Source organism: Alkaliphilus pronyensis, assembly GCF_009017275.1.
GTDB classification, from domain to species: Bacteria; Bacillota; Clostridia; order Peptostreptococcales; family Natronincolaceae; genus Alkaliphilus_C; species Alkaliphilus_C pronyensis.
The window spans coordinates 1-17,394 of sequence record NZ_WBZC01000066.1; the positions used below are offsets into that span (position 1 = coordinate 1).

Sequence of the window (17,394 nt, forward strand, 5' to 3'; positions counted from 1 at the left end):
ATAGTTACCCTACTTTATTATTACTTTGATTATATTAGGTTAATTTTTTTAGACACCTATATTTTCTGTGTCTTTAGAAAAAGTGAAATATTTAAGTAAAACACATATAAAAATAACGATAAAGTAAAATAATAAAATTCAAAGGTAATTAAATTAGCTATAAATTCAATAATATCATTCAATATGGAAAGGATGGAAGGAAAACATGACTAAACCACAATCCATAAGTGTTACAGCACCTATAAATCAGGAGCTGCCAATGGAAAAATTTCACGAGCTGGAAAGGTTTATTGATGGAATGGAAACCACTAAGGGAGGCTTAATTGCAATATTGCATAAGGCCCAAAGCATTTTCGGATATTTACCTAGGGATGTTCAGCTATTTGTAGCTAGAAAGCTTGGTATACCAGGAGCAGAGGTATATGGTGTAGTAAGCTTTTACTCATACTTTACTACAAAGCCTGGGGGAAAGCATACAATTAGTGTTTGCATGGGGACTGCTTGTTTTGTTAGGGGAGCAGATAGAATTATTGAAAGACTAAAGGAAAAGCTTAATGTAGAATCCAATGAAATAACTGAAGACGGTCTATTTACTTTAAAGGATGTTCGGTGTATCGGAGCCTGTGGACTTGCTCCAGTAGTAATGGTGGATGACAAGGTTTTTGGAAGAGTTAAAGAGGATGAGCTAGATGATATTATAAAAAAATATAAAAGCTAGGGGGTATCTAAGTGAAGATAAAGTCATTAGACCAGCTAAAAAAAATAAGAGAAGAGTCTATGGGTAGAGTTAACCTAAGACATGGAGAGGCAAAAGGGGATTTTATTGAGATTCTTGTAGGAATGGGTACCTGTGGTATATCATCAGGGGCACGAGAAACACTCAATGCATTTGTCAAGGAGATAGAAAAAGAAAAGCTAGAAAATGTAAAGGTAGTTTCTGTGGGCTGCATAGGATATTGTCACTCAGAGCCAACAGTGCAGGTTAATATTCCAGGTCATAAGCCTGTGTTCTATGGAAATATTACTGAAGATAAGGTAAGTAGTATAGTGAAAAGCCATATTATAAAAGGAGAAGTAGTAAAAGCTTCAACAATAAATATCAGTCATGAAAGAGCATAAGTAGATAGGAGGTTATACTTAATGGCTAGAGAACGTACCAATGTGTTGGTTTGTGCAGGAACAGGCTGCCTAGCAAGTGAAAGTGAAAAAGTTGCTAAGAATTTAGAGCTAATTATAAAGGCAAGAGGATACAGTGATGAAGTTAAGGTTGTTAAAACTGGATGCTTTGGCTTTTGCGAGCAAGGGCCCATAGTTAAAATAGATCCCGATAATATATTTTATGTAAGGGTAGGCCCAAAGGATGCCAAGGATATTGTGGATGAGCATATTGTTAAGGGACGAAAGATAGATAGATTACTATTTAGAGAGCCTGATATGGATGAAGCTGTTGATAAGCATGAGGATATGTCCTTTTACAAGAAGCAACTGAGAATAGCCCTAAAGAATTGTGGGCTAATTAACCCAGAAGATATTTATGAATACATAGCTTTAGGTGGATATGAAGCATTAGGAAAAGCTTTAACCTCAATGACACCGGATGCAGTAGTAAAAGAAGTAAAGGAATCAGGTCTCCGTGGACGTGGAGGTGGAGGCTTTCCTACAGGAGTAAAATGGGAGATTGCTAAGGAACAGGACAGCAATGTCAAGTTTATGGTATGTAATGCAGATGAAGGTGACCCAGGAGCATTTATGGATAGAAGTATACTGGAGGGAGATCCCCATAGTGTAGTTGAGGCAATGGCAATAGGAGGCTATGCAATAGGGGCAGATAAAGGGCTAGTTTATATACGTGCAGAATATCCCCTTGCAATAGCAAGACTTAAAAACGCCTTAAGCCAAGCTAGAGAGCTAGGTCTACTGGGAGAAAAGATATTTGGCAGTGACTTTAGCTTTGATATAGACATTAAGCTGGGTGCAGGAGCCTTTGTATGTGGAGAAGAAACAGCACTACTAAATTCCTGTGAAGGAAAAAGGGGAGAGCCTAATTTTAAGCCACCCTTTCCTGCCCATAAGGGATATTGGGGTCACCCAACCTGTGTAAACAATGTAGAAACCTTTGCAAACATTCCCGCCATCATAAATAGAGGAGCAAAGTGGTTTTCATCAATAGGAACAGAAAAAAGCAATGGCACTAAGGTTTTTGCATTGGCTGGGAAGGTAAACAATGTTGGTTTGGTAGAAGTACCTATGGGAATAACCTTAAGGGAAATAATTTTTGATATAGGAGGAGGAATTCCCAAGGGTAAGAAGTTTAAGGCTGTACAAACAGGAGGACCCTCTGGAGGTGTTATTACAGAAAAAGACCTAGACACACCCATAGACTATGACAGCTTACTTGCAAAGGGCTCTATGATGGGGTCAGGCGGTATGATTGTAATGGACGAGGACGATAACATGGTTAATATCGCTAAGTTTTATCTGGAGTTTACCATGGACGAGGCATGTGGAAAATGTGCTCCAGGAAAAATAGGTACCAAAAGAATATATGAGCTGTTAAACAAAATAACCAGTGGAAATGCAACCATGGCGGATTTAGATTCAATAAAGCAATTATCCTACATGGTTAAGGATAGCTCTTTATGTGGTTTATGCCAAACTGCTCCAAACCCAGTAATAAGTACAATGAAGCATTTTTGGAATGAATACTTAGATTTTATTAAGGATGCTGACAAAACAAAGGAAGAAGAAAAGTCCAAGGTAAAAAATAAAGCTGTAATAGATGCCTAATAAAGAGAGGTGAAAATATGACTATGAATAATAAAAACAATGAAGATAAGAAGCAAATAAATATTAAAATAAATGATTTAGAAATGAAGGTGCCACAGGGCATTACTATTTTAGAAGCCTCCCATGAGGCGGGCGTGAAAATTCCAACTCTATGCCATTTAGATTTACATGATCTTCAGCTATATAATAAAACTGCATCCTGTAGAGTTTGCATGGTTGAGCAGGTTGACCCAAAGGATAACAGTAAAAATAAGCTTGTACCTGCATGTGTAACAAAGGCCTATGAAGGTATAACAGTGAGAACCGACACAATTCGTTCTATAACAGCTAGGCGAATGGCGGTTGAGCTGCTATTATCTAATCATCCTAACCAGTGCTTTACATGCCCCAAAAACTTAGAGTGTGAGCTACAGGCCTTAGCAGATGAGCTAAATGTAAGGGAAATTCGCTGGGAAGGGGAAAGAATGGATTACCCCAAAGATATGTCCAGCGATGCAATAGTAAAGGACTCAAACAAGTGTATTTACTGTAGACGCTGTGAGACTGGATGCAATGTAATTCAAACCTGTGGAATATTATCAGGGATAGGACGTGGCTTCGATGCATTTGTAGGGCCAGCCTTTAATATTCCAATGGTGGAATCATCCTGTACCTATTGTGGTCAATGTGTACAGGTATGTCCCACAGCTGCCCTTACAGAAATGTATCATACAGACAAGGTATGGGCGGCTATAAACGATCCAGATAAGCATGTGGTTGTACAAACTGCCCCTGCCATTCGAGTAGCCCTAGGAGAACTATTTGGAATGGAGGCAGGGTCAAGGGTAACAGGAAAAATGGTTACTGCATTAAAGCGTATGGGGTTTGATGCTGTATTTGATACGGACTTTGGTGCTGATGTTACCATAATGGAGGAGGCTTCAGAATTTATTTATCGCTTAGAGAATAATAAGACATTACCTATGCTAACAAGCTGCTGTCCCGCCTGGGTTAAGTTTATAGAGCATCAGTTTCCAGAGCTATTAGAGGTACCCTCAACTTCTAAGTCACCACATATTATGTTTGGTACTATAGCAAAAACCTACTATGCAGAGAAGAATAACATCGACCCAGATAATATTGTAGTAGTTTCTATAATGCCATGTATAGCTAAAAAGGCTGAAGCTGCTAGACCTGAACTTACAAAAGATGAGCATAATAACGTAGATATAGTGGTTACCACCCGTGAGCTAGGTGCAATGATTAAAGAAGCAGGGATAGAGTTCACTCAATTGCCCGATAGTGAGTTTGATCATCCCCTTGGAGAAACAACTGGAGCCTCCGTTATTTTTGGTACAACTGGTGGAGTTGCTGAGGCAGCTGTACGAACAGCCTATGAATGGATTACTGGAGATGAATTAAAGGGAGAAGATGTAGTATTTCAACAGTTAAGAGGTGCAACGGGACTAAGGGATGCAACTGTCAAAATGGGAGATAGAGAAATAAGAATAGGTATAGCAAGTGGTCTTGGAAATGCACGAAGGCTATTGGAGGAAATAAGAGAGGGTAAGTCAAAGTATGACATTATAGAAATTATGGCCTGTCCAGGTGGATGTATTGGGGGAGGAGGTCAACCCTACCATCATGGCAATGACGAGGTTATAAAAAAGCGACAGCAAGGACTATACCAAGAAGATAAGGAAAAGAAAGTAAGAAAGTCCCATGAAAACAGAGAGGTACTTAAGCTTTATGAAGAATATATAGGCAAACCCTTTGGGGATAAAGCCCATAGATTACTGCATACCCACTACGAAGAAAGGGAAAGAATATAAAAAAATATATAATTAGTTTTTATAGAAGCTGAATGGTTTACCATTCGGCTTTTGTAATTTTATTGATAGAACTAATTATGTTTTACTTTTGACTATTATTATAATGAATACTATAATTTAAATATACGTACATAGTTTAATTTAGCAAGTTAGTACCATTTAGATAATAGTAATAAACACAATATATAAATTCTTAAATTAATACCAAAGTTATATTAACTTGGCAGGAATAGACTTAAGTGACTCAAATCTTGAAGAAGTAGGTGTAAGACTTGATGATATTAAGGGTGCAATTGTTTCACCTATGCAAGCAGTAGAGTTTTCAAAATTATTTGGGCTAATGATAAAAGGATTTAGTTAAATTACACTTAGGCTATATAATAACTAAAGAGCTAATTTAAATAAATAGGTGGAGAATATGACTATTCTAATAATAGAAGATGATGTAAAACTAAAGGATTACATAAAAGAGTACTTAGAGGCCTATGGCTACAATGCAGTTACAATTGATGATTTCGATAATGTACTGGCTAAGGTAGAGGAGATTAAACCACATTTAATAGTGCTAGATATTAATTTGCCTAAATTTGATGGCTTCTACTACCTAAAGCTTATAAGAAAAGCCTATAGTATTCCAGTAATAATACTATCGGCTAGAAGCCATGAGGGTGAACAGATTAGAGGAATGGAGATAGGAGCAGACGACTATATAACAAAGCCCTTTAGTATAGGAATTTTACTTGCTAAAATAAAAGCCCTACTAAGGAGGGTGGGCCAGTATACAGAAGCAGAGGAAGAGAATGAAAGCTTGCTATATGTAGTTCATGATAGTATGAAGCTAAAATATAAAGATGAAATAATAGACCTTACAAAAAATGAATATATAATACTTAATATGCTGTTAAGTAATGTTGGAAAAATCATTACAAGGGAGGATCTTTTAGAGGCCCTATGGGATGATACTACCTTTGTGGAGGATAATACATTAACAGTTAATATGACTAGAGTGAAGAAGAAACTAAGTAATCTAGGAATCCATAATGCCATTATAACTAAAAGAGGGGTAGGCTATGTCTTTAATGGAATTGATAATTAAGGTTGTAAGGGTTAAAGGGTTAGAATTAATTACTCTGATATTGAATTCCCTTATTATTTTACTATTCTTCAATCTACTATACCAAAACAGTGAACTAATATATCCACTTATGTTAAGTGGATTTATAATTTTAGTTTATTTCATGATTGTAACCATAAAATATAGGGGATTTTTAGAAAAATTAAAGGAAAGCAAGGTAAGTCCAGACTATGGCCTTAATAATAAAGATTCTGGTGAAGAAGATGTGTTTAATACAATAGGCTATATTCATGATTATTATCTAAAGAAGCTACATTCCTTAAAACAAGCAATTAGTGATAGGGATAATCTGTTTTCCCAATGGATACATAATATGAAAACCTCTATTACTGTAATAGATCTAGCCAGTGAAAAAATTAGCCTACAGCCAAAAGATAATAGATATTTACATGATATAAAAGAAGAAAATAATATGCTTAAAAAAAATTTGGAAGAGGCATTAAATGTACTAAGGCTACAGGACTTTTCACGGGATTATGTAACAAGCTCCTGTAGTTTAAGGGAGCTTGTTAATCATACAATAAATGGGAAGAAAAGAGACTTTATATATAAAGGAGTATTTCCAAAGGTAGATATAGATGAGAACACTTATGTTTACACAGATAAAAAATGGTGTGGCTACATGCTAGAGCAAATACTAGCTAATGCAGTTAAATACTCTAACAGTAACATAGGAAACAAAATACATATATATGAAATTAATAGCAAAGACTCAACTGAACTGATTATTAAGGATGAAGGTATTGGAATAGCTAAAGAAGAATTAGCAAGAGTTTTTGAACCCTTTTATACTGGTGGTAATGGTAGAAAAGAAAGAAGGTCAACTGGTATTGGTCTTTATATGGTTAGGATTATAGCAAAAAAGCTTGGACATAGTGTTGAAATTCAGTCAAAGGTGGGGGCTGGAACAGTTGTTAAGATTACCTTTTATAAGAATAATACTATTTTAAATAAGTAACCTTTCAAAATTGTAAGGTAATGTAAGGGGAATCCATTTGATAGATATGGGTTTCCTTTTATACTAAGGATATAAAGAAAGCTTAGTTTTTTTCTTAGTATATAAGGAGGGCAAAAAAATGGAAATATTAAGAGTTAATAGTCTAACAAAGGTTTACAATGCCTTTAAAGGAGCAAAGGAAGTAAAAGCATTAGATGGTATAAGCCTATCTATAGGTAAAGGTGAATTTGTTGCAATTATGGGGCCTAGTGGAAGTGGTAAAACTAGCCTTTTAAATATCCTTTCTGGAGTAGATAAAGGCACATCAGGAGAAGTCTATTTAAATAATAGGGATATTACCACCATGAAAAAAGATGAGGTTACTCTATTTAGAAGAAAAAATATTGGTTATATATTTCAAGACTTTAACCTATTAGATAGCTTGACATTAGAAGAAAATATTGCACTGCCCCTTATACTGGATAAGGTGAATCCTAAGAATATTGAAAATAGAGTTAATGAGCTTATGAGCTTTTTTAACATAGAAGATTTAAAGAAAAAATACCCCTATAACATATCAGGAGGAGAAAAGCAAAGAGTTGCTGCAGCAAGGGCTTTAATAAATGACCCAGCAATAGTTTTTGCTGATGAACCAACAGGAAATCTTGACTCAAAATCGTCAAACAATATAATGGGTATTATGGGTAAAATGAATCAAGACATCAGTAGTACAGTATTAATGGTAACCCACGATCCTTTTGCGGCATCTTTTTGCAAAAGAGTGATTTTTATAAAGGATGGCAAAGTAAAAATGGAGATAAACTCCAACGGCGATAGAAAACAGTTTTTCGATAAGATATTAGAAGTACAGAGTATTATAGGAGGGGTTAGCTAATGACTTTTTCTAGTATAATACGGAAAAACTTTATATACAATTTCAATAAATATATATCCTTTTACTTTGTAAATTCCCTAGTTATTGCTATGTTATTTATGTATGGCAGCTTAATGTTTAACTCAACAATTGAAAAGAGTATAGGACAATCAGCCCTATACGAAACAGTTATCCTGTCACTAACAGGAATAATTATATTTTCAATGGTTTTTATCACCTACACCAATATATCCTTCTTAAAAAATAGAGGTAAAGAATTTGGAGTATATCTAACATTGGGGATGACTACTAGGGATTTAAACAAGCTAATATTTATAGAAAACCTCGGAATAATGTTGGCAGCATTAATAACAGGGATTATAGCTGGTGGCTTATTTGGAAGATTATTTTATATGGGGCTAAACAAAATATTAGAAGGAACTACTATTGCATATGAAATTAATTATGAGAGTGTTTTATTAAGCGTTGGTGTTTTTACCCTAATATACCTTGCAAACCTTCTATTTAATTACATTTTTATAAGTAGATCATCAATAATTGATGTTTTAAAAGTCCATAGTAAAAAGGAAGTAGGAAAAGCAAGGATATTAATAGGAGTTATTTCTTTAGTGGTGTTTATAGTTTCTATATATTGCTTGCCAAAGGCATTGTTTAAAGAGATTTTTCAGGAGCAAAACTATATGGTATGGGTGTTTATTATTTTAACAATAATATCTCCATATATGATTATTGGGTCGATAATCTCAATTATTAAATATGTTTTTAGTAGATTTCCAATGCTATACAATAATAATATAATGGTTTTATCTAATTTATCCCATAGGTTTTTAGCCTACAAAAACATTTTATATATGCTTTCATTACTATTGGCAGGGGGGATGTTTTTTGTGGGGGCAAGCTATTCCCTATATGCAACAACTGGAGATGAGATAAATAAGAATAACCCCTATGATATTATGTTTGTGGAAAGCAGCCAATATAATAGGGTTAACAAAGAAGAAGTATTTAATAAAATTAATACTAATGATGGGGAAATACAAGAATACAAAGTGTTAGAATATCTGGAAGCACCGTTGTTTTGGTCTGAGGGTGAAGATTTAACCTTTAGAAATGCTAGACAAACAATTATAAGTGAAAGTAATTATAATGCCCATATGAATACTAATGTAGATGTAAAACCTAAAGAAGCCATTTATGTAATGGTGTTTAATGAGAAGACTAATTATCAACAACCAAAGTCTATAGTAACTGTTTTAAGCAAAGAAGAAATAAAAAAGGTTAAGGAGATAACATCAAGAAACAACTATAAAATATGTAAAAAACAGTTTGAGAGTATTATAGAAGAATCTACCTCCTTATACTTTGATGAAAAAATGATAAAGGTAGAGAAGGGTGTAGAATTCACTAATTATAGACTAACTAATGAATACTCCTCTGGCGATGCATTTATTTTAGATAATAATGATTACCAACTATTAAAAAGAAACCTAGAGGAAGAATCATTAAAGAAACTGCACCTAATGAAGGTGAAAAATGGAGATAGGACTTTTCAAGCATTGCTCACCCATTTAAGGGATGTAAATGGTCTTGATAGTTCATACTGGAGGAAGGGTAACCTTTGGGGTACAACATCCTATGATGAGAGGGGTACTGCGGAAGCCTACAGACCGATATATAAAAATGAGCTTCAAAGACTTCAACTGACTAACAATGGAATGGTGCTGTTTATTATGATATTTATAGGTTTGTTGTTTGTAGTAGCTAATGGAGTAGTTTTATACTACAAGGTTTTAGCTGATATAGATGATGAAAAAACAAGGCTAAAAGCCCTGACCACAATAGGAATGTCAGAAAAAGAGATTAAATCTATTATTACCAAAGAGTTAGCCATAACCTTTTTTGCCCCAGTAATTATTGGGGGAGGAATGGGGCTATATTACCTGTATGTAACGCTATCTAACTCAGAAATACTAGAAATGTTTATGAAAAATGCCTTAATGATTTTTATTTGGGGTTCAATGGCTCAGTTTATATTTTATATGATAAGTAGAAAAAAATATTTAAAGGAAGTAATTAATCTTACTAATAAGATTTAATTGCATTAGTTTTTACTCAACTAAAATAGAGAGAAATTATGATATAAATCAATAATACAATATTAATGCACATTAATCTAAAATATTTATAAAATAAAATAAAAAAAGTCTAAATCAATTAGTATTACATTGATTTAGACTTAGCTATATATTTACTTGCTGCAAAACTTCGGGTATATGTATAAGAAGAAACTTGATATAATATATTTAATGCTTATTAAAGTACCTTCAACTAATTTTCTAAAACGCAATGTAAATATCAATATGATGTAGAGTATATAAAGTGAAAGGAGTGCAGTCTTCTATGAGAAAAGTTAAGTGTAAATACGTAATTATTGGAATCGTTCTTTTGCTTTTAGGAAAAATCATCTACCAAAATTATATATATTATCTAATACCTCGAAATCCTATTTCTGATATAGAAATGGGTATACCAAGTACTATTCACTGTATGGACTATAGACACAGAACTAATCTTGACGATTCTTTTATAGGTCGTAGTGAAAATAAAGATAACAATGAACTTATTCTTAAATATTTGAGTGATCTTGATTTAATTCCTATAAAAAGAAAAAGAAATGATAACATACAAAGCGAGGATCTTAAGTTTAATTATATGCTTAGCTATGACACAAGATCTAATTCTAAAGTATTTATTAACTATATATCTTCGGGAGATTTATCTATTCTTAATATCTCTAGTAACAGAAGTATTTCGGGTTTTTCTAGGCGTTACCATAAAGTTAGAAATTCAGGTTACTATAAAGTTAGAAATTCAGAATTTGATTATAAATATATTAATAATTTAATTGGAAAGTCGCAAAACTGATTATTAATAACAAACAGAAGGGGGAGGAAAATGGAGATATTTAGATTAAAAACAAAAATTCATAAATCAGAAACTTTTAAAGACTTTACCAAGGAATTTGGCTTAGGAGATAGAGACTTAGTACTGACAAATAGATTTTTATATGATGAATTTATGACAGACCTAAAGCTAAATTCTAGGTTTATAATGCAGGAGGAGTTTGGTGGTGGAGAGCCCACAGATGAAATGATAAATTCAATTATAAAGGAAGCAAAAAAAGTAGAATATGATAGGCTAATAGCAGTTGGTGGAGGAACCGTCTTGGATATAGGGAAGCTATTAATACTTAAGGATATAGATAATGTTGTTGATGCATTTGATAAGAAAGTTCCTTTAACAAAAAGCAGAGAATTAATTGCTATTCCAACTACATGTGGAACTGGTAGCGAAGTTACAAATATAACCATAGCAGAAATAAAGTCTAGGTCAACCAAAATGGGACTTGCAACTGAAGAATTGTTTCCTGATTATGCAGTTTTGGTGCCAGAATTTTTAAAAAGTCTACCCTATAAATATTACATATATAGTTCAATAGATGCTCTAATCCATGCCATAGAATCCCATGTATCCCCAAGGTCTAATCATTATACACAGATATATAGTAGTAAGGCTATAGAAACAATATTGGATATATATTTAGGCATTATTAAAAAGGGAGAAGAATATAGGTTTGAGAAATTAGAGGATATGCTGATAGCAAGCAACTATGCAGGCATAGCATTTGGAAACACAGGAGTAGGCGCTGTACATGCCCTATCCTACCCTCTTGGGGGGAAGTATCATGTACCCCATGGGGAGGCAAATTATCAGCTGTTTACTGAGGTATTTAAGACTTATAATTATAAAAAGCCTAATGGAAGAATAAAAGAAGTTAATTTATTGTTGTCAAATATATTAAGGGTTAGTGAAGACAAGGTTTATATAAAACTAGAAGAGGTTCTTGGAGAGCTTTTACCTAAAAACCCACTTAAAACCTATGGCATGACAGAAGAAGAGATTCAGTTATTTGCAGATAGCGTTTTAAATACCCAACAAAGACTTTTGTCAAACAATTATGTGGAGCTTTCAAGGGAGGATATTTTAAGCATATATAAAAAACTATACTAAAATTTTTCATACAATTTTACCACATTTTCTACATAGTTATTCCAAACTTCTCTCCTATAATAAGGTTGTAGTAAAAAAAAATAAAAAAAAGGAGAGATAAAGTATGAAAAAATTAGTTTCAGTGGCTTTAATGTTGTGTATATTTGCTGTAGGAGTAGCCAGTGTTTATGCTAACCCAGTAGAAGGAACAGCCTCTTTAGAGGAAAACATGAAGATGCTAAATAGAGAGTTTGACCTTAAAGAGCTAAGGGGAGAATCAAAAAGATTCACAGCAATGAAGGAGTTTCAAGAAGAGCTACAGCAATTAAATAAGCTTAAAATTGAAAGATTAGAGCTAAGAATAGAGGTAACTGAAAGGCAAGGCACAATTCTTGATTTATACATCAATGCTAGAGATAATGAAATGCAGGAGGAGCTTAAGCAGGCGAGGGAAGCAAGGCAAGAGATAAAGGATATTAACAGTAAATTAAAGGAAACCAGAGAAGCTGTAAAGGAAGATTTTAAAAGCTTTAAAGAGGCGGTAAAAAATAATGAAACAGATGAAGCTAGAGAGTATATTAATAACGTCATTACTAATAAAACAGCTATAAATAACATGATGACAGAAAAAATAAGTGTAATGGATGATATAATAGAAATACTAACTGTAGAGATTTAAAGTAATAGCGTATAGCTATTGTTTAAAAAAATAGACATAACATTAGAGATAGGTGAACTGGAGCCTATCTCTCTTTACTTAATAGTATAGCTTTATATATAATAGTCTTAGGGGTGAAGAGTTTTATGAAGAAAATATTTGTGGTAGAGGATGAGTTTAATATTAGAGAATTAATTAAGAAATATCTTGAAAAGGAGGGCTATAGTGTAATAACCTTTCAGGATGGTAGCTTAATTATGGAAGAAATTCATAGATTAAAGCCAGACCTATTAGTGCTGGATATAATGCTACCGGGCATTAACGGCTTGGAGCTTTGTAAAGAGATAAGGAAGGAAAGTAATCTACCTATTATTTTTGTGTCAGCCCGTGATGAGGAGTTTGATAGGATTTTAGGCTTAGAGATTGGTGGAGATGATTATTTATCAAAGCCCTTTAGCCCTCGAGAGCTGGTGGCTAGAGTTAAAAATATTTTTAGACGACTACAGAGTGCTAGTATAGAGGATAAAGAGATTAACCTAAAGAACATAAAGCTTTTAACCAATAGACGTTATGTAGAATGTAATGGTGAAGAGCTGAAGCTTTCAAATAAAGAATATGAGCTATTTGAGTTTTTATGCAAGCATCAAAATCAACCCTTCACTAGGGAGCAGCTACAGGAAAGGGTATGGGGCTATGACTACATAAGTGATTCAAGAATTGTTGACGACCTTGTAAAAAGACTGAGGAAAAAATTGAAGGAAAAGGAATCTCAAGTTGATATTACAACTGTATGGGGATATGGGTATAGGGTAGATGGCTAAAAAGGGCAAAATCGGAAAAAGATTGTTAATTTCATATTTTACCTTGCTACTTTCAATTATACTTATTACGGGGTTAACATTTAATATTATATCCCATAGGTATTTAGTTAGTGTAGCTAAAAAACAAATGCTTCAGGAGGGTAAGACAATCGTTAATCAGATAGAGGATTACCCCTTAACAGAAATGAGTGTAAGGGATAGGCTAATTGCTAATAGGGAATTAAGATTAATTACATCTAACCTTCAAGCTAAAATATTTGTTATAAACAATGAAAGAAAAATCATATTCTCAAACATCAAAGCAGGGGAGCTTTCACAATATAGTAGAATTATTAATGGAACAAAGAGGGATAGAGATTATGTTACTACAAAATTACCAATAAATAGTAATTCAGGCAAGGTGGTAGGACAGGTTATATTAGTTGCCAAAGCCCAAGATATAAAGGCCATAAATTGGTTAATGGGTAGGGTACAGTTATTTAGCTTAATAATTGCAGGTGTTATAGCTATAATAATGGCATTTGCCTTTGAAAAAAGAATAACCTCACCTATAAAAAAGCTAACCGACTATATCAAAGACTTCAGTATAAGTAATTCTAAGCCTTTGCAAATTAAAACTGGAGATGAAATAGAAGATTTAACAGAAACCTTTAACTCTTTAACAAGTAAGCTTAGGGATTATGACGAGAAGCAAATGAGGTTTTTGCAAAACACTTCCCATGAGCTAAAGACTCCCTTAATGTCTATACAGGGTTATGCCGAGGCCATTAAGGAGGGTATAGTTGAGGGAGATGATGTTAAAAGGAGCTTAGAAATAATTATTGAAGAAAGTCAAAGACTTAAAAAAACAGTGGATGAAGTAATATATTTGACCAGATTAGAAAGCTCTGACAATAGCTTGAATAAAAAGGAGCTTGATTTAGGGGATATAGTTCATCAGTCAGTAGAAAGGGTTAGGGCAATAGCCAAAGAAAGAGAAATTAACATTAATATATCTGGTGAATATCCAGTTACTACCCTAAATGGAGAAGAGATTTTAAGGGCGATGGTTAATATTTTAGGTAATTGTTTAAGATTTGCCAATAGCCATATAGATATTGAAGGGCATATTAAGGAATCTTATGCAGAGTTAGTAATAAAGGATGATGGCCCAGGCTTTAAGGAAGGAGAAGAAAAAATTGTTTTCGAACGCTTCTATAAGGGGGAAAATGGAGGCACAGGCATTGGTTTAGCTATTGTAAAGGCTATTATTGAAGGCCATGGTGGAACTGTAAAAGCAAAAAACATGCTACCGAATGGCGCATGCTTTACACTGAATTTGCCTATTAAATGTGTTAAAACAAAGAAGTGAGTATTATATGGCTTTAACTGTTTTTGATTTCAATAGCTTTTTTAGCAGTTCACCAAATACAAAGGGAATTAAAGAATATATAAACACTAAAAGCCATTGATTAAAGTTTAGAAGGGCTAATTCAAAGGCACTTCTAAAAAAGGGTATTAATAAAACGCTAAACATTAAACTGGCAGAAATAACAATAGCGCCAATCAATCTTTTATTACTAAATACACCTATCTTTAGTAAAGATTTATCCAAAGATCGTACACTTAGGCTATTTGCAAACTGTGAGAAGGCCAAAGTTAAAAAGGCCATTGTTCTGCCTATCTCTACACTGTTGCTCCATCCAGAATAGAAGGCCAACAGTGCTACTAAACCAATAATAATACCCCTTAGAACTATGAATATTCCAAGACCCTCTGCAAAAATACTCTCCCCTGATATTCTTGGCTTTTTACTCATAATATCAGCCTCAGGAGGGTCTACACCTAAAGACAGGGCCGGTAAACTATCAGTAACTAGATTAATCCATAAAATGTGTATTGGTATTAATGGGCTAGGTATGTTAATTAATAGAGCAATGAATAAAGCAACTATTTCCCCAATGTTACAGGACAATAAATAATGTATAGATTTTTTAATGTTTTCATATATGTTTCTACCCTCTTCTACTGCTGCAACTATGGTTGAAAAGTTATCATCTGTTAGAACTATATCGGCAGCTTCTTTAGAAACATCAGTTCCTGTTATTCCCATAGCACATCCTATATTGGCAGCCTTCAATGAAGGTGCATCGTTCACCCCATCACCTGTCATTGCAACAGTTTTATCATTAGCCTGCCATGCCTTAACTATTCTAACCTTATGCTCTGGGGAAACCCTAGCATAAACAGAGTATTTATCAACGTTGCTTGCTAACTCTTCATCTGATAAATCATCTAGCTCCCTTCCTTCAATAGCTGTAGTTTTTTCATCTAATATACCCAGCTTTTTAGCTATTGTTATAGCAGTTAACTTATAATCCCCAGTTATCATTATAGGTCTTATTCCAGCAGCTCTACACTTTTTAACTGCCATTTTTACTTCCTCCCTCGGAGGATCAATCATACCCATTAACCCAACAAATATTAAGTCATTCTCTAAGGTGTCGGAGGTTGGGTTTGCAGGATTACTTTCAATTGTCTTATAAGCAAAGGCCAATACCCTCAATGCATCATTAGCCATATTTTGGTTAGCAGCCCTTATTTTATCCCTAACTTCTGCTGTTAACTCTTTAACTTCATTATTTATCAGCAGGTAATTACACCTTTCCAACAATACATCGGGAGCACCTTTAGTATATACCCTTAATCCTGAAGCTTCTTTATGTATAGTTGACATTAACTTCCTATCGGAATCGAAGGGAATTTCGTTAACTCTAGGTTTGCTTTCTTCCATAGATTTTTTAAACATACCATACTGATAAGCTAAAACCACTAAAGCAATCTCAGTTGGATCACCTATTTCTTTTTTCTCTCCCTTTTCCTCCGTAATTGTAGAATCATTACAAAGCAAGGCTATTTCTAGGGTTAGTTTTTTTGATTCATTACTATTTAGTTCATTGCCTATAGCCTCTGTCTTTTCATCATATGTATATAGTTTAGTTACAGTCATTTTATTTTCAGTTAAAGTACCGGTTTTGTCAGAGCATATGATTGATGCAGTACCTAAGGTTTCAACTGCTGGTAATCTTTTAACTATGGCATTCTTCTTTATCATCCTTTGCACTCCTAATGATAGTACAATGGTTACTATTGCAGGGAGTCCCTCTGGAATTGCAGCTACTGCCAAGGAGACAGCAAGCATAAACATCTCTAGCAGTGGTCTACCTTGATAATAGCCCAGTAAAAATATAACAGCACAGACAGAAAGAGCTAAAATTCCTAAGTATCTACCCAAATCCTCTAGCTTTACCTGAAGTGGAGTCTTCAGCTTTGACTCACCTTCTAGCATTTTTGCTATCTTCCCTATTTCAGTATTCATACCTGTATTAGTCACAACTATTTTGCCTCTTCCGTGGGTAACCATGCTGGTTGAGTAAACCATGTTCCGTCTATCTCCTAAGGGCACCCTGTCACCCACTGGAGCCTCTATAGTCTTATCAACGGCTACTGATTCTCCTGTCAAAGCAGATTCCTCAATCCTTAAGCTCGACTCCTCTAATATTCTTCCATCCGCCGGTACATAATCCCCACTCTCTAAATTAATAATATCTCCAGGAACCAGCTCAGTAGATTTCACTTGAAGCAAAGTCCCATTTCGTGTGACTTTAGCCAGTGGTGTAGTCATATTTTTTAAAGCCTCAAGAGACTTTTCTGCTTTATTCTCTTGAATTAAACCTAAAATAGCATTAATAATAACAACAATAGATATTATTATCGTATCCTTAAACTCACCGAGAAGCCCAGATACTAAGGCAGCTACCAATAGTATAATAACCATAAAATTTTTAAACTGGTTAAAAAACTTTGCAAATAGTGTTTCTCCCTTTTTCTTTTCTAGGGCATTGTCTCCATACTCATTTCTTCTTTTTTCCACATCAACATCCCTTAACCCAAGGTTTGGATCAACTTCTAAGTCCTTCAATAGGGTGTCTATATCCATTTTAAAAGTTTCTGTTTCCTTCATTACTTATCAAACTCCTTGTATAATTCTTTTTATATGTACTTAACCATAAAATGCTATAGCAGTATAATATAGTAATTAATCTAACAAAACATGTGTTTTAATATAATGCCCAAAATCACTGCAAAAGTCACAGTACTTAAATGAAAATTTAAATTCAGGTTTGCAGGAGTAAATTCTACAGTTATGGAAATTACCTTTGCACAAAATCTAGTTAGTAAATATCCTGGCAGTCAAGGGCGAGCTTGCTCGTTCATCTTGACCCTTGACTGCCTCAATGTCCAATAACCTTGTTTCTGG

The 17,394-nt window shown here is 34.0% G+C and carries 15 protein-coding genes; 14 read left to right on the forward strand and 1 reads right to left on the reverse strand.

Features of this window, described 5'->3' with window-relative positions:
• The first annotated feature begins 205 nt into the window (after positions 1 to 205).
• The 14 genes from F8154_RS13775 to F8154_RS13835 all read left to right on the forward strand — a co-directional run bounded on the left by F8154_RS13775 (position 206) and on the right by F8154_RS13835 (position 14,445).
• The gene (locus F8154_RS13775) at positions 206 to 718 is read left to right on the forward strand and encodes an NADH-quinone oxidoreductase subunit NuoE family protein (RefSeq protein WP_151862204.1); all 513 of its coding nucleotides are present in this window, start codon (positions 206 to 208) and stop codon (positions 716 to 718) included.
• A gap of 11 nt (positions 719 to 729) precedes the next feature.
• Positions 730 to 1,119 carry a (2Fe-2S) ferredoxin domain-containing protein gene (locus F8154_RS13780; protein WP_151862205.1) on the forward strand — a complete coding sequence of 130 codons (390 nt, stop codon included), beginning with the start codon at positions 730 to 732 and terminating at the stop codon, positions 1,117 to 1,119.
• 21 nt (positions 1,120 to 1,140) lie between these two features.
• Positions 1,141 to 2,787 carry a NuoF family protein gene (locus tag F8154_RS13785; protein WP_151862206.1) on the forward strand — a complete coding sequence of 549 codons (1,647 nt, stop codon included), beginning with the start codon at positions 1,141 to 1,143 and terminating at the stop codon, positions 2,785 to 2,787.
• A gap of 17 nt (positions 2,788 to 2,804) precedes the next feature.
• The gene (locus tag F8154_RS13790; RefSeq protein WP_151862207.1) at positions 2,805 to 4,598 is read left to right on the forward strand and encodes an NADH-dependent [FeFe] hydrogenase, group A6; all 1,794 of its coding nucleotides are present in this window, start codon (positions 2,805 to 2,807) and stop codon (positions 4,596 to 4,598) included.
• Positions 4,599 to 4,818: 220 nt separating this feature from the next.
• Entirely contained in the window at positions 4,819 to 4,959 is a 141-nt protein-coding gene (locus tag F8154_RS15230) for a hypothetical protein (RefSeq protein ID WP_192930311.1), read from the forward strand.
• Between the two features lie 57 nt (positions 4,960 to 5,016).
• Positions 5,017 to 5,694, forward strand: a complete 678-nt coding sequence (locus F8154_RS13795; protein ID WP_151862208.1) for a response regulator transcription factor — start codon at positions 5,017 to 5,019, stop codon at positions 5,692 to 5,694.
• A complete protein-coding gene (locus tag F8154_RS13800; RefSeq protein WP_192930312.1) occupies positions 5,678 to 6,691 on the forward strand; it encodes a sensor histidine kinase in 1,014 nt (337 codons plus the stop codon). The genes F8154_RS13795 and F8154_RS13800 overlap by 17 nt, the downstream gene beginning before the upstream one ends.
• 118 nt (positions 6,692 to 6,809) lie before the next feature.
• Positions 6,810 to 7,565: an ABC transporter ATP-binding protein gene (locus tag F8154_RS13805; RefSeq protein WP_151862210.1), complete on the forward strand. Its 756-nt coding sequence runs from the start codon at positions 6,810 to 6,812 to the stop codon at positions 7,563 to 7,565.
• Positions 7,565 to 9,661, forward strand: a complete 2,097-nt coding sequence (locus F8154_RS13810; RefSeq protein ID WP_151862211.1) for an FtsX-like permease family protein — start codon at positions 7,565 to 7,567, stop codon at positions 9,659 to 9,661. The genes F8154_RS13805 and F8154_RS13810 overlap by 1 nt, the downstream gene beginning before the upstream one ends.
• 304 nt (positions 9,662 to 9,965) lie before the next feature.
• The gene (locus tag F8154_RS13815; RefSeq protein ID WP_151862212.1) at positions 9,966 to 10,490 is read left to right on the forward strand and encodes a hypothetical protein; all 525 of its coding nucleotides are present in this window, start codon (positions 9,966 to 9,968) and stop codon (positions 10,488 to 10,490) included.
• 30 nt (positions 10,491 to 10,520) lie between these two features.
• Positions 10,521 to 11,636 carry a 4-hydroxybutyrate dehydrogenase gene (locus tag F8154_RS13820; RefSeq protein ID WP_151862213.1) on the forward strand — a complete coding sequence of 372 codons (1,116 nt, stop codon included), beginning with the start codon at positions 10,521 to 10,523 and terminating at the stop codon, positions 11,634 to 11,636.
• A 103-nt stretch (positions 11,637 to 11,739) separates the two neighbouring features.
• Positions 11,740 to 12,294 (forward strand): hypothetical protein, encoded by a 555-nt coding sequence (locus F8154_RS13825; RefSeq protein ID WP_151862214.1) that lies wholly within the window; start codon positions 11,740 to 11,742, stop codon positions 12,292 to 12,294.
• A gap of 125 nt (positions 12,295 to 12,419) precedes the next feature.
• A complete protein-coding gene (locus F8154_RS13830) occupies positions 12,420 to 13,094 on the forward strand; it encodes a response regulator transcription factor (protein WP_151862215.1) in 675 nt (224 codons plus the stop codon).
• Positions 13,087 to 14,445, forward strand: coding sequence for a sensor histidine kinase (locus F8154_RS13835; RefSeq protein ID WP_151862216.1), 1,359 nt, complete (start codon positions 13,087 to 13,089; stop codon positions 14,443 to 14,445). The genes F8154_RS13830 and F8154_RS13835 overlap by 8 nt, the downstream gene beginning before the upstream one ends.
• A 3-nt stretch (positions 14,446 to 14,448) precedes the next feature.
• Here the strand turns inward: F8154_RS13835 and F8154_RS13840 are convergent, their stop codons facing one another.
• Complete coding sequence (locus F8154_RS13840; protein ID WP_151862217.1) at positions 14,449 to 17,097, reverse strand: calcium-translocating P-type ATPase, SERCA-type; 2,649 nt, start codon at positions 17,095 to 17,097, stop codon at positions 14,449 to 14,451.
• Positions 17,098 to 17,394: the final 297 nt, after the last annotated feature.

Bases quoted from the DNA above. Each gene is read 5' to 3' on its own strand.
- F8154_RS13775 (WP_151862204.1), top strand. From the start codon at position 206: ATGACTAAACCACAATCCATAAGTGTTACAGCACCTATAAATCAGGAG.
- F8154_RS13785 (WP_151862206.1), top strand. From the start codon at position 1,141: ATGGCTAGAGAACGTACCAATGTGTTGGTTTGTGCAGGAACAGGCTGC.
- F8154_RS13790 (WP_151862207.1), top strand. From the start codon at position 2,805: ATGACTATGAATAATAAAAACAATGAAGATAAGAAGCAAATAAATATT.
- F8154_RS13795 (WP_151862208.1), top strand. From the start codon at position 5,017: ATGACTATTCTAATAATAGAAGATGATGTAAAACTAAAGGATTACATA.
- F8154_RS13800 (WP_192930312.1), top strand. From the start codon at position 5,678: ATGGAATTGATAATTAAGGTTGTAAGGGTTAAAGGGTTAGAATTAATT.
- F8154_RS13805 (WP_151862210.1), top strand. From the start codon at position 6,810: ATGGAAATATTAAGAGTTAATAGTCTAACAAAGGTTTACAATGCCTTT.
- F8154_RS13810 (WP_151862211.1), top strand. From the start codon at position 7,565: ATGACTTTTTCTAGTATAATACGGAAAAACTTTATATACAATTTCAAT.
- F8154_RS13815 (WP_151862212.1), top strand. From the start codon at position 9,966: ATGAGAAAAGTTAAGTGTAAATACGTAATTATTGGAATCGTTCTTTTG.
- F8154_RS13820 (WP_151862213.1), top strand. From the start codon at position 10,521: ATGGAGATATTTAGATTAAAAACAAAAATTCATAAATCAGAAACTTTT.
- F8154_RS13825 (WP_151862214.1), top strand. From the start codon at position 11,740: ATGAAAAAATTAGTTTCAGTGGCTTTAATGTTGTGTATATTTGCTGTA.
- F8154_RS13830 (WP_151862215.1), top strand. From the start codon at position 12,420: ATGAAGAAAATATTTGTGGTAGAGGATGAGTTTAATATTAGAGAATTA.
- F8154_RS13835 (WP_151862216.1), top strand. From the start codon at position 13,087: ATGGCTAAAAAGGGCAAAATCGGAAAAAGATTGTTAATTTCATATTTT.
- F8154_RS13840 (WP_151862217.1), bottom strand. From the start codon at position 17,097: ATGAAGGAAACAGAAACTTTTAAAATGGATATAGACACCCTATTGAAG.